This is a genomic window from Pedobacter sp. BMA (assembly GCF_001027745.1).
Taxonomy (GTDB): Bacteria; Bacteroidota; Bacteroidia; order Sphingobacteriales; family Sphingobacteriaceae; genus Pedobacter.
Genome location: NZ_LECU01000002.1, coordinates 403588 through 415937 on the forward strand (window position 1 = coordinate 403588; position 12350 = coordinate 415937).

The window sequence follows — 12350 nt, forward strand, 5'->3', positions numbered from 1 at the left end:
CATAGATGGTTTTGGGATTCAAATAACCCTGCCCTAACTGGGCAGGGCAAAAAAATTTAAGCCGGTATTGTGATTTCGGCCTCGATTTCAGCTAGACGATTTGTGCACAAGTCTCGTACAAAAAGCGCAACTGCTTTAATGATCACGGGGTTTTTCGTTGAAAACTTGTTGCGTTTATCGTCCGTAATTTCCAGTTCACAGCCCTGATAATAATTTGTAGAGGTGTCTTCGGCTTCCTGCTTTTGCTCGATCTCAAACTTATCGAGGTTGTCAATGGTGTGCACGAGTCTACCCCTTTGCACCATCCGACGGTGAAGTTCTTCCACCAGTTTTAAGGTACCTTCCAAATTCAGCGCCGGTTTCCCAAGTTTCTCCTCTGCCATTTTTGGTTCGTTTGTTTCTTCCTTAGGCTGTGGCAACTGAACGACCGCGCCGATGGACTTTGGCTCCTCTGTATTTTCCTTTATCTTCTCAGGTTTTGAAGCTCCTGCGGTATCTTCTGTTTTCAATTCCTCTTTTTTCGGTTCATCTTTTATAGTTGCCTTATTATCAGCATTTAGATTTGCCTTACCTGCCAAGGGTTGATAAAATGGATTTTTTGCAGATTTGATATCTAAGAAATCGGCTTTTCCGTTGGTGTTATTGATGCTTTGATTTTTCATGATTTCTGATTTTTGATATTGAGAATAAATTGATTAATGATTTTCCTAATTGGGGCAATGTTCCCTATACGCTCCGAGGCGCGCGGGGTCTGGGTCGGTGGGCTTCTGTCTTTTAATCGGTCCATGGCTTAATTATTTTAGTGTTCAAAGTCAGTCGGCAGGAGCCTTCTGGCTTTTTGTTAAGCCACCTCTCCTTGATACAATCCAGATTGCAAGGCAAGACTTTGCGAAAAACAAATACGCTTTAGAGCTCAGCGAGAAAGGAAGATTTTTTTTCAGCAAACCCTTTAGGGCTAGGTCTTGACGGCAAACGGATTGTTCAGAAATTTGCTACTCAAAATGCCTACAGGTACTTTATTGCAGTGGAAATTTTAAACATATGAAGGGGAAGTTGCGATGGTGGGTTTATGAAAAAGTAGCTAAAGCGTAAGGAGTAAGAAATATTAAAAAAAATTGGAGTAAGATGTTTTGTGGGATTAACTTAAACTTTGAGAGCGTTAATTCAGATAAACGGATTTATGTCCACGGCTGTATTTCCGTTTTTAGTTTAGATTTCTTTTACAGATGCGTATTCCAGGTGGACTATAAGTATGTTTTGAAATAAGAATGTATGAGTAGCAGTTAAATAAAAATGAATAAAAAATAAGCTACTGCAGCAATGCTGCAGTAGCTTTGAAATTTATATCATTCCCTCATCCATAAAACTGTAATATCCATCGCTGCAAACGATAATATGGTCGAGTATCTGGAGATCAAGCAACTTACCAGCTTCGGTGAGCTTTCTGGTCAACTTGATATCGGCCTCGCTCGGGCTTGATTCTCCTGAAGGATGGCTATGAGAAAGAATAATACCACTAGCGCAGGCTTTTAATGCAACAGCGAAGATGATTTTGGGATCGGCGATCGTGCCGGACATTCCGCCCTGAGATATGTTAACAATACCCAGCACCCTGTTCCTGCGATTGAGCAAAATAATTTTGAATTCCTCCACAAGTTCAATTTTGTTAAGGTCCCAATTATTGATCAGTACCTGGTAGGCTTTATTTGCACTATCGATCTGTGGCCGCTCTACAGATTTAAATTTTGGCTTATAGCTGATTTCGATTTCAGCAAGCTGATAAAATGAATTTTCCATAATATTTTGAATTAATTATGGTACAGGCAAAGGTTTTAGGGTTGCCAAAGCAAAAGAAGCAACGGAATAAATGGAAAGGAGTGCAAAGGCCACAGGAGGGTTTATGCCGGAATTTCTTTTTGCGTGCCAACCCTCATAACCTAAATTGGTACCCTGATTAAATGCAACCCCTTGACGTAAATGAATTTAAAAATTCATTTCGCATAGCCTTCGGGTTTGGGCTTTATGATATTAGCAATTCTAAATTCACTGGTTGCTATGTGGTAAGACAGTGATCAACTAAAAATGTTAGTTTGTGGATAATCAAATACCCCTGTTTTTTAATATATTTTGAATAAATTGATATATTGCTGGCTCAAACATCGCTCTCCACTCAAACACTTTCCAAAAATTTATAATAAGTTTTTTAACGGTGGCGATATTAAATAATATTAACTACCGGAACACCCATTTTTATGAATTACCATACAAGTAAATGCTTATGACAGAAAAACTACCACTTATAGATAAACTTTTCGAATCATATAATTACAAAATCTCCAGAAGTTCAACAGATGCCGTAAGGATATATACACTCCAGTATGGAATGTATCATGCAGCAGAAATTATATCATTCGACGAGGAAACCGACGTAAGCAAATACAAATCAGAATATTCTGAGGCAGGCTATGCCACTGAGCTTAAAATAATTAAAAACATTGAGGAGGTCGAGGAATACTTGTTTGAGGGTTTTTTCATCAAAACTCCACTTGGACATGAGCTGAAAAGCAGGTATCGTAATTTTGAGAAGAAACAGTTATTAAATTTACCAGAAGGAAGTGCTTACAAATATATTGACAGTGACTTTGACTATTCACTTCAAAACAATGACGGCGAAATTATTGAAATAAAATCATTTCACTCCTCAGAAACCAGTATCATAGGAAAGATAAATGAATTATTCAATACTATAGAAGGAGCACTGTTCATCGTCATTGAAGCACCAGCAGGATTTGGAAAAACCTGTACAGCTAACGAAATACTTAACACACTATCATTAGAAAAGACTAGGAAGCTCCCCTTCTTTACGGAGCTTTCTCGGAACCGGGAAGCAAGGGTCTTCAAGCATATTTTATTAAATGAGATTGATGACCAATTTCCTAATGGCATAAAACAGAATATCGTCCTTGAACAAATTTATAAAGGACGTATTCCATTGATAATTGATGGTTTTGATGAATTAATCTCGAAGGAAAGCAACAAAGAGGATGTTGAAAGCATGCTCTCAACGATAGTTGATTTATTACAGGAAAATGCAAAGATCATTATAACGTCCAGAAAAACAGCAATTTTGAACAGTGATGAATTTATCAATACGATTTACAACTCAATTCAGAACTTTTCACTAGCTAGGTTTGAGATCAAGGAGCCAACTATTGAAAACTGGCTTTCAGAACAACGACTAGAGGTAATCAAAGCTCATGAATTTCCCATCGATCAAATTTCGAATCCAGTTCTCTTATCTTATTTGAGAAATATTCCGATCGAAAAATTAGAGCAATATATTTCTTCTGAAGAGGGAACTATAATTGACAAATATTTCGAATATCTGCTCAGCAGGGAACAAACCAGACAGAACCTGAAACTGGACAACATTTCGCAATTTAGGATTTTCAGGAAGTTGATTCGGTTCATGTCTGAATTTAATATTACCGCAGAAAGCAAGAGCACAATCAAGGAGCTCATCAAAGACTACAACTTAAAAGCATTACAAGATAGTCTCAAAGAATACAGAAATGAAGAGAGGCCTACTGTTGACGAATTAGCGGAGACGCTTTCAAACCATGTATTTCTCGACAGAAAAGGCGATGGAAATGTGGGATTTATCAACGAATTTATTTTTGGATTTCTGGTCGGGGAAAATCTTATACTTAATAAGTTTCAAGAGCATTACACAAATTTCACAGAAATAGTTCCACTAGATTTTGCATCTAAATCAATTGAAGCATTTAAAATTCAAAGCATCGACAAAAAAAACAGGCTTTGGGAGGTATACAATGGCAATGATTTTAAATTCCCAATCGAATTCTTTTTTGATTTGGACTATTTCCTTAAAAAAGAATTCAAAAGAAATTGGAAAGACCTATTTCTTAATGACAAGACGATTAGAAAAGTTGATTTCTGTGAAAATAATACTTTTGAAAACTGTATTTTTTCAAGTATTGTGTTTGAAAACTGTAACTTCTGCCTTTCACAATTTAATAAGTCGTCTTTTCAAAATTGTAAGTTTTTCGATTGTGGGATAATCAATCCAAACAACATTCAATATGAGGATTTTGGCATATATGCCTGTCAGGATAACAACAGTTTCTTAGAAACCATCAACGCGCTTTACAAAAAAGACCTCATTGAAACAAAGGCCGAAAATGAGCTAACAGAGGAAATGGTTTTACAGCAGTTCTTGCAAGTGGATAGTAGACGTCCAAAACCAAGAAAATTCTCATTTATCAGGAAGAGACTGTCCAGCTTTTCAGATAAACAAATAAGTGCAATAGTAGATAGCTTAAAACGTAAAGACTATCTCCATTTCAAGGATGATGTAGGCTTTATTACCAGGGAAGCGATGAACTTTTTAAATCATATAAACAACTAACATGACTAGCAGTCTGCAACTGATCGAAAAGAACATCTGTGCACATATTATTGAGCGACTAGATAAAGTCGGCATTCTATATAGAATTTTTAGCCGCTCAAAGGGTAAAAAATCGCTTGAAGAGAAAATCGGAAGGAAAGAAAAAGAAGGGAAACCATACACAATCGATGGAAGAAAGATACAAGATATCATTGGAATAAGAATTGTCACCTATTTTCAAGACGACATTAATCTCGTTAAGGATATGCTTTCGGAAACTATGAATTTCATTGATGAGGAAATTGACGTGCATGAGTTGACAGTATTCAAGCCAAAAAGAACTAATATTATTTGCGGATTTACATCCTCCGATATAAAAATATTCGAGGAGACAAAGGCCGCGTCCCAGTATGAAGGTCTTAATCTGGTAGATCAGACATTTGAATTACAGCTCAGAACCGTGCTGTCAGAAGGATGGCATGAAATTGATCATAGCCTGAGATACAAATGTAAGGATGAATGGGAAGGTCATGTAGAAAAAGAGCGCATGTTGAACGGAATTTACGCTAGCTTGGAAGTTAATGATATAGCACTCAAATCACTTTTTAATGAACTTTCATACCAACATTTCAAGGGCAAGAACTGGGAAGCTATGTTTAGAAATAAATTCCGGTTAAAATTTCAGCCACAAGAAATGCGTGATGATTTAAAGCAAATTTTTCTTGATGATGTGAAATTACCGAAGAAATTCCTCAAAGTTGAACGTGAAACTATTATTAAAGAATTAGCGAATACAGATATTGCCGTTCCAGTAACCTTCAACAACCTAATTTTTTTCACTAACTATTTCATTTTAAAGAACGAGCGCATTAATAGCATCACGCCTGAATTTATCAAAAATTGCAAAGAGTAGCTAAACTTTTACCTTTACGAATAAAATAAATAAATCCCGACCCATGGCCGGGATTTATCATTTCCCAAAACAGCGATAGGATTATTTATCGCTATTTTTCTTTTCTGTTACTTCTGCTCTGATTTCCTGAGCTAAAACTTTAAGATCTTGCATCGCTTTTCGTACACGTGTACCTGCCGCTGCATTGCCACCGTCATAAAATTTAGTAGCATCTGCTTCAATTGTTGATACCAATTCTTTTACTTTTTCAAACTTTTCCATAATTGTTTCTTTTGCTGACCAAAAACGTCAGCGGTTATAAAATTTAATTATTATTTACAAAAAACGAGCCGCTAAAATACAAAATGCGCTTAAATGCCCAAGCCCTGACTAGCAGAAACCTCTTTTCCCTTTGATTTTGTTACAGCTTTATTTAAGGAAGGCTCTTTTAAGAACTGTTCCCTTTTTTCTGCCCTGCCATTGACTGCAAACATATTCAGTTGAGAATAACGCGGTACCGCTTCCACCTGCAATTTGACCTGCTCGCCATTTTTCTCTACGGTGATGGACGGGCGGTCGCCATTTTTAAGCTGCGCTTCAAGTTTCTCACGATCCTTAGGATTCTCCAATTCCTTGATATTGAATTTATCGAGTACTTCCTTTATGTTAAATCCATACGAAGGATCGTGATACTGGTTCATATTAAAGTTCATGTGTCGGTCTCGCGGGCCATCAAGGTCAAGCTTCATCCATGCTTTATAAGGTAATCCGCCCTGAGTGAGCATATCTTCGCGATATACCGCCCTGCCTTCAATCAAGTTTACAGATTGCGAAGCTGTAAAGCCTTTGCCCCTTTCTACCCAGATGGTCTGCGGCAATGGTGGATTGCGGAAAGTCCTGCCGAATTCCTTGTCTACATAATTGATCTTGCCTTCTTCCATAGTAGCGAGTTTGGTCTTGTGGGCAGCATCTTTTCCGACAGCGAGTTCCGCATTTCCCGTGTGCTTCTTGAATACTTCGATAGCCTCGGCCACATTTTCTCTTTTGAAAACATTGTTTTTTCCGGGCGTATCACTTGGAGAAATGACCAAATACTTCTGCCCCACCTCCAATGGCTTGCCTTCATTCAGTGCTACATCATACTTGTTTAGGTAGTAATTTTCGGACTGGCCGGATTGCTTGAAATAAAGGTTAAGATCAATCTGTCCCTTATGTCCATTGATTTGGTCCTTTAAAATAAACTCAGGAAGATTGGATTTCATGTTTTCTTCCATTTTCTCCTGGAGCGCCTTACTGAAGCCCAGAGCTTTCATCTCAGATTTGAGATTTTCTAAATTGTTTAAATTCATACTATTGATGTTAATGGTTAACTGATTTGCTATTTTTCATCCTTTGATTAATTCATCGGCCTGCCTATAAAAAAAAGAGAAATCTTCACGATGACCTGGCAGATAGACATGTCCCTTTTTTTTCAAACTGAGATTACTTTTTAATCTGGTTGTTCCGAAGCAGGACGGGAAAACCTGCCTTCACTTTCATTTTTACCCGCCTTACTTTTTTGGAAAAAAGTCCTTTAGCGGCGTCAATACCAGCACCGGCTACCTGAGTTCCTATGGACTGGTCCATGCTCAAAAGTCGCAGACTCCTCACCGCATCATCTGCCCCACCGGATATCGCATTATCTACTATCGCATCTGGCGCTGCAATTCCCTTAATCCCATCCAGGCTGTAAATAGACAGGTCTACCGGAATGATACTTTTACCAATGCGAATGGTTTTGATATCTACTAATAACCTCTGGTTAGTTAAATTACAAAGTCCAAAAATTTCGTGTCCCTTTGGAATCAAGGTACCATTGATGGTGACGGTATCGGAAAGCACCAGTTTGAGCACTGCGCCCTGAATGAGGGTTTGTTTTGCCGCGACCTCGGCTGGAATGGCAGCGAATCTTTCTTCAGGCGCTGCATTGACTTGTTTGATGTAGGCCTCTCGCACGCGCTCGGGATGTTGAATATCCAATACCCTTTCCAGCATGCCAGAAAGTTGTTTCATTTCCTGATCCTCGCCAGCATTCCCCTGCATGGAAGACATTAGCTTTTCCAGCCTGTCGACATCGTTGCTCATCCCGGGCACTTTTATATTGCGCTCGCGGGAAGAGGGCAAGGCCTTAGGTTCGGATGGTGCATTGATCTGCGCATTCAATTGCTGTAGTTTAAGATCAATGTCCTTCGTAGGATCTGTTGCCTGAGGGGTGCTAAAGCCTAATCTACCCGCGACCTCTTCCAGATGTCCGGAACTCGCTTTTGAAGAGTCCCGCTTAGTTTCCTGATAAATCCCCATTTTGCCCGTCGGTTTTTCCTTACCAAAGTTGGCATTGGGAAGTGAAGCATTGATGCCGGAATTTCTGTTCGCTTTATTCTCAGCAGTCTTTCCCCCGTCCATGGCATAAAAGGCCAGGGAAAGAAATGGCAGGATCAGTATAGGCAGCACGAGCAGAATTTTTCTTTTGTCCTTGATTTTTTGATTTTTCATATTTTATTTGTTAAATGGTTATTGAATGGCACAGATGATAAGTTTGAGCAAGAGGGCACTCATCATGGCAGTGAAAGTAATCAGCATAACTAAAAGCCCTTTTGAGGAAATTTTCCGGCATCTGAGATTGAGATGGTTTGCCAATCTTTTTTGCCCGGAAAGTATCTTCTGGTTAAGCTCGGACATCCCAATGGATTTGCTTCCCTTAATATTTGATTCCTTTTCCATTCGCTAAGGGTTTATGGGTTCATCGTGATTATCCAGAGTCTCCCAGCGCTGTATCAAAAATCCGTGCGGATTGTTATCCGAGCGGGAGACATTCCTTAAGGTTCCGGCAGTGATGAGCTTCCGGGTTACTGTAGAAGTTGCCCGAATCAGTTTCTGCGTGGCGTAGCACCTGAAGCGGTATGGGTATTCCGCAAGATCAAGCGACGTACTGTCGACCATGATTTCCTGGGAGATATTTGCTGAGATCAGGTTATTGAAATATCCTTTTTCCTTGAGGTTATCATAGGTCCGTTTGGCACTTTCATCCGCCAGGTTTAATGCGGATGAGATATTGGACTGAATAACCTTTTCATCGGGATCCAGGGTAAAAAAGTAGTGGTGAAACATTTTGATGTGATCACGGAGCTCTACTGCAATATTATCCTTTCGTTCCCCGGATACTGCCTCGAGCACCTTGCCATTGGCCAGGATGTAAACCCGCTGTTGGGCACTGTTGGCTAGGCTAAATCCCTTGTAGATTGCGAACCCGGAAAGGCAAATACAGGCGATGATCAGAAAAAAGCTGAAGCGCTTGATGTGCTGAAAAGCAGTATCGATATTTTTGAATTGCGTGAACATAGGCGATAAGGTTTAAGTATTTTTTCCAGAAATTTTGTCTTTTTGATAATTTCCATGATCAGGAAAGTAGTCCCCTTGGGCAGCGGAAGCATATCCTTGAGATTGAACTCGGGCCTTATCCCCAAGCGCATCGGCAACCATGCCCCCTGCTCCTGTTGCTGCATTTATCCCGGACCTTGGTGCGGCAACGATGAGAGAATTGACCTTGGTCAATATCGCATTTCCCCCACCTGCGTGCACGACGTAATTAGCCACATTGGGCACCGAGAAATAGCCTACAATTCCGATGATGAGGAAGACCAGGTAAGCCGTATCAGTGGAGGAGAAAAAGGTATCTCCCTGTGCCTCGATCTGGGATAGATCCACCTTGATCATGTTTTCCTGAATCTTCCCTAGTATGCTGCCAAAGATGTTGGCAATGGGCAGCCACAAAAAAATATTCACATACCTCGCGAGCCAGACGGTGAGCGTTTGTTGAAAACCATCAAAGACGGCAAAGCCAAATACCAGCGGTCCTAGAATTGCCAGCACGATCAGGAAGAATATCCGAATGGTATTGATGCAGAGTGAAGCTGCAGCATAGAGCACTTCTAAAACTTCCTTAAGCCAGGATTTAATCGAATTGCGCAGGTTATAGCTTTGTTTTTCCATCCAAAACTGCATGGAATTTCCCAACCCATCCAAAAAAGTTTCGTCATCCCTGTTAGGGTCTTTTGGATGGGTATATTTATACCATTTATCACTATCTCCCTGACCACTCTCCCCCACGTACATTTGCCAGTTTTTTGATTTTTTGATGGCCGCTTCTTTAAGTTTTAGCAGGCGCTCAATTGCTCTGTTACTGTCGCTGACCATGGCGCCGGTAGCCGAAACTGTAGGTTTGAGCACGCCATTCATAATCCCAAGCACCGCGGGGAACATCATGATGCATAGGCCAAGAGCAAACGGGCGAAGCAAGGGATAGAAATCGATGGGCTCCGCAGCCGCAATCTGCCGCCATACTCGGCTGGCGATATACCAAAGGGCGCCGAATCCTGCTATTCCCCTGGCCACGTCAATCAGCCGGGAACTCAAGGGAATCATCTCTTCATACACATGATCTAGTACTGCTTGCATGCCTGAAAGCTCACCTGCTATCCCTTGAGCAAAACCAGCGAAGGGAAAAATAAAAAGCATAAGACAAACCCATGCTCCCTTAAAAGGGAGATTATATAATCTTTTCATCATCTTAAATTTTAATTGATCTTAAACAGGTCTTTTGCGCCTTGAACATCCTTTAGTGCACCCTTTCGCTGGACGAGTAATGTGCCAGCCTCCCTGTTAAAGCTTCTCAAGAAAACCAATTTGTCAGCGGTATCCTTAAAAATCCGGTCAATCGCGGATAGTCTTTCCTCATCACTCATGCGAAGCGATCCTGCGGTAAGCACCAAAGTGAGTTCCTCGAGATTGTCTTTACTTTGATCGAACAAAACAGCATACACCCTGGAAATATACTCCAGCTCCCCGCTGTTCATCAGACCCGAGGCATTGAAGTTTTTCAGGGCACGTCTATACTCTGAAACGATATCCTTTTGTGCCGTAATGATGTCCGCGACCCGGGCATACTTGCGCACTTCAGGGGAGACCAATAAGAGCCCATCCAGAAAGGTTTCATGCAGTGAAAAATTTCCCTGCGAGATATTTTTTACCGCATTGTATCCAGTAGAGATAATGGTGTAACCTTTTTTCATATCGCTCAGAATATTTTTGAGCTGGCTCAGTTTTTCGACATTCAACAGTAACTGCTGGGCTTCAGTGGATTGTGCAAAGCTTTTGACACAAAATAAAAAGCTGAGTACACTGAATAAAGCAATGCTGGTTATTTTACCTATTTTCATACCATCCCTCCATTTTTTTTATCGTTTCCAGTTCTCTCATCCGCTCGGCACCAAGCTGCCGGAAAGTGCCAGAGATGCCAAGGGCAAAACTCCTTTTCTCCTGCATTTGCTCGTGCAAACGGTCTATGCGCAGCAGCCTTTCATTATCTGTCAATTCTGCCCTTCCGGAAGTAATGATGAGCAGCAGCTCTTCCATATCTGCGAGGCATTCATCCAGCAGATTGCTACGGACCAGATCCAAATAAGATACATGTTGAGCGGTTAAGCCTTTAGCGCTGCGCAAGGCATTGAAAGCTTTTGATACATCAATTTGCATCTGGATGATCTCCGCTACCTTTACATTATTCCTGATTTCCGGACTTACCCCTTTTAGTGAACTGAAAAACGCACCGTGCAGGTCAAACTCTCCTTTACTGGCATCTTTGATAAAGGTGAGTCCGGAGTGGCCGATCTCATACCCTTTTTTTAAATATCCGGCATAAAGTTTAAGGGCGGCAACCTGTTCAAACAGGTACTTTTGCTGCGTCTTTTTCTGAGAAAACCATTCCGACCAGGTCTGCGCGTTTACTGCCCCCGACATCAACAATGTTAATATCATCAGCGCTGAACACTTTCTTTTAATCGATTCCATATAGCTCCTTTAATTTGGCCACTTCCTCCAGCGATACTGACCTTTTGATGCTCAAATCAATATTTCTGGAATTAAAAGTCTTGAGGTCCGTATAGTTTTCTTCCATTTTCGCCGCTGCATTATTGATGATTTCCAGCCGCTTTCCATCACTCATTTGGGTCTTAAATGAATTAACCACCAGCAAAACCTGATCAAGATTTTTAACACTTTCTTCCAAAATCCCGAGATAGGTTTTTTGCATCTGATCCAGTTCATCCACGGTGAAGTGTCTGTCCTTTTGAAAGAGTCCCCATGCCCACTTGTACTCATCCACAATGGCGATTTGTCGCTGGGTGAGGTCTTTCACTCTTTTATAATAGGTGATCGCGGTTTTGACTTTCCAAAGGGAGGTATAGTATTCACTGTAGAGCTCCCTTTGCCTTTCCGTCCAATCGGCGATCTCGGTAAGCTTGAGCTTTGACAGCTGGTTTTCAAGGACCTTTTGTGCATTCTGTAGCCAAATGGTTTCGTTCTGGAGGCGCTGAACTTTCAGATCCACTGCGCGGATGACTTTTTTTACACCTGCCTTGATTACTTCCAGTACAGCGATCTGAGCATTCGCTCCTTTTGGAAGGCTCACGCAAATGGTCATGGCACTGACCGGCAGGATTACCATATAGTTTTTCATATGTTTTTTAATTTTGGTTGCCAGCAGTCCCAGCATTTTCCGCGGACTGCTTAAGCTGTTTCTGATTTTGGTGCATGGCCCTGCACCGTTTATTCGAGATCTCATATTTTTATGCGCTATTTTTTGACATATTTTCTTTTTCCAATCATCAGGTACCCAGAATCAGGGTAGATGGTGATGAGTTTTCCTTTTTTCAGTTCGGTTAGGGATTTGGTCCCCTCATCGTAAAGGGCTTTCCATTCTTCCCGCTCATATTGCCTTTTGCCGGCTTTACCATTTTCGATCAGGTTAAACCCGGTTCGGCGATGGATCAGGAAAATATTGCCTTCACTAGCTTCAACAGCGAGTGTATCATCAGCCTTGCTAAATTCACCCCCGGCGGAATTGATGAATGTTCCAGGCAGAAATGACCTGGACTTATTAGTCTGACAGCCTATGAGCTGAATGAGGCAAACCGCAGCTAAAATCAATTGATAATTTTTCATGAATTCTGTGTT

At 40.9% G+C, this 12350-nt stretch carries 14 protein-coding genes; 2 read left to right on the forward strand and 12 right to left on the reverse strand.

The window, feature by feature from the left end; translation table 11 throughout:
• Window positions 1-56: 56 nt before the first annotated feature.
• Window positions 57-662 (reverse strand): hypothetical protein, encoded by a 606-nt coding sequence (locus AB669_RS04135; protein ID WP_047798008.1) that lies wholly within the window; start codon window positions 660-662, stop codon window positions 57-59.
• 679 nt (window positions 663-1341) lie between these two features.
• Window positions 1342-1797 (reverse strand): RadC family protein, encoded by a 456-nt coding sequence (locus tag AB669_RS04145; RefSeq protein ID WP_047798010.1) that lies wholly within the window; start codon window positions 1795-1797, stop codon window positions 1342-1344.
• A 481-nt stretch (window positions 1798-2278) separates the two neighbouring features.
• Between AB669_RS04145 and AB669_RS04150 the strand changes: the two genes are divergently transcribed.
• Together AB669_RS04150 and AB669_RS04155 are read left to right on the forward strand one after the other, a co-directional pair.
• Window positions 2279-4429 (forward strand): NACHT domain-containing NTPase, encoded by a 2151-nt coding sequence (locus AB669_RS04150; protein ID WP_047798011.1) that lies wholly within the window; start codon window positions 2279-2281, stop codon window positions 4427-4429.
• A gap of 1 nt (window position 4430) precedes the next feature.
• On the forward strand, window positions 4431-5321 hold the full coding sequence (locus tag AB669_RS04155) for a hypothetical protein (protein ID WP_053058250.1): 891 nt from the start codon (window positions 4431-4433) through the stop codon (window positions 5319-5321).
• Window positions 5322-5402: 81 nt separating this feature from the next.
• Here the strand turns inward: AB669_RS04155 and AB669_RS04160 are convergent, their stop codons facing one another.
• The 10 genes from AB669_RS04160 to AB669_RS04205 all read right to left on the reverse strand — a co-directional run bounded on the left by AB669_RS04160 (window position 5403) and on the right by AB669_RS04205 (window position 12338).
• The gene (locus AB669_RS04160) at window positions 5403-5582 is read right to left on the reverse strand and encodes a hypothetical protein (RefSeq protein ID WP_047798012.1); all 180 of its coding nucleotides are present in this window, start codon (window positions 5580-5582) and stop codon (window positions 5403-5405) included.
• Window positions 5583-5671: 89 nt separating this feature from the next.
• Window positions 5672-6649 (reverse strand): hypothetical protein, encoded by a 978-nt coding sequence (locus AB669_RS04165; protein WP_047798013.1) that lies wholly within the window; start codon window positions 6647-6649, stop codon window positions 5672-5674.
• 133 nt (window positions 6650-6782) lie between these two features.
• On the reverse strand, window positions 6783-7832 hold the full coding sequence (traM, locus tag AB669_RS04170; protein ID WP_047798014.1) for a conjugative transposon protein TraM: 1050 nt from the start codon (window positions 7830-7832) through the stop codon (window positions 6783-6785).
• Between the two features lie 18 nt (window positions 7833-7850).
• Window positions 7851-8060 (reverse strand): hypothetical protein, encoded by a 210-nt coding sequence (locus tag AB669_RS22050; RefSeq protein ID WP_156166658.1) that lies wholly within the window; start codon window positions 8058-8060, stop codon window positions 7851-7853.
• 3 nt (window positions 8061-8063) lie between these two features.
• A complete protein-coding gene (gene traK, locus AB669_RS04180) occupies window positions 8064-8678 on the reverse strand; it encodes a conjugative transposon protein TraK (RefSeq protein ID WP_047798016.1) in 615 nt (204 codons plus the stop codon).
• A gap of 12 nt (window positions 8679-8690) precedes the next feature.
• On the reverse strand, window positions 8691-9902 hold the full coding sequence (gene traJ, locus AB669_RS04185) for a conjugative transposon protein TraJ (protein ID WP_047798095.1): 1212 nt from the start codon (window positions 9900-9902) through the stop codon (window positions 8691-8693).
• Window positions 9903-9913: 11 nt separating this feature from the next.
• Window positions 9914-10555 (reverse strand): hypothetical protein, encoded by a 642-nt coding sequence (locus AB669_RS04190; protein ID WP_047798017.1) that lies wholly within the window; start codon window positions 10553-10555, stop codon window positions 9914-9916.
• Window positions 10542-11186: a hypothetical protein gene (locus AB669_RS04195; protein ID WP_053058252.1), complete on the reverse strand. Its 645-nt coding sequence runs from the start codon at window positions 11184-11186 to the stop codon at window positions 10542-10544. Before AB669_RS04195 ends, AB669_RS04190 begins: the two co-directional genes overlap by 14 nt.
• Window positions 11173-11853, reverse strand: a complete 681-nt coding sequence (locus AB669_RS04200; protein ID WP_047798097.1) for a hypothetical protein — start codon at window positions 11851-11853, stop codon at window positions 11173-11175. The genes AB669_RS04195 and AB669_RS04200 overlap by 14 nt, the downstream gene beginning before the upstream one ends.
• Window positions 11854-11969: 116 nt before the next feature.
• A complete protein-coding gene (locus tag AB669_RS04205; RefSeq protein ID WP_047798018.1) occupies window positions 11970-12338 on the reverse strand; it encodes a hypothetical protein in 369 nt (122 codons plus the stop codon).
• Between the last annotated feature and the right edge of the window lie 12 nt (window positions 12339-12350).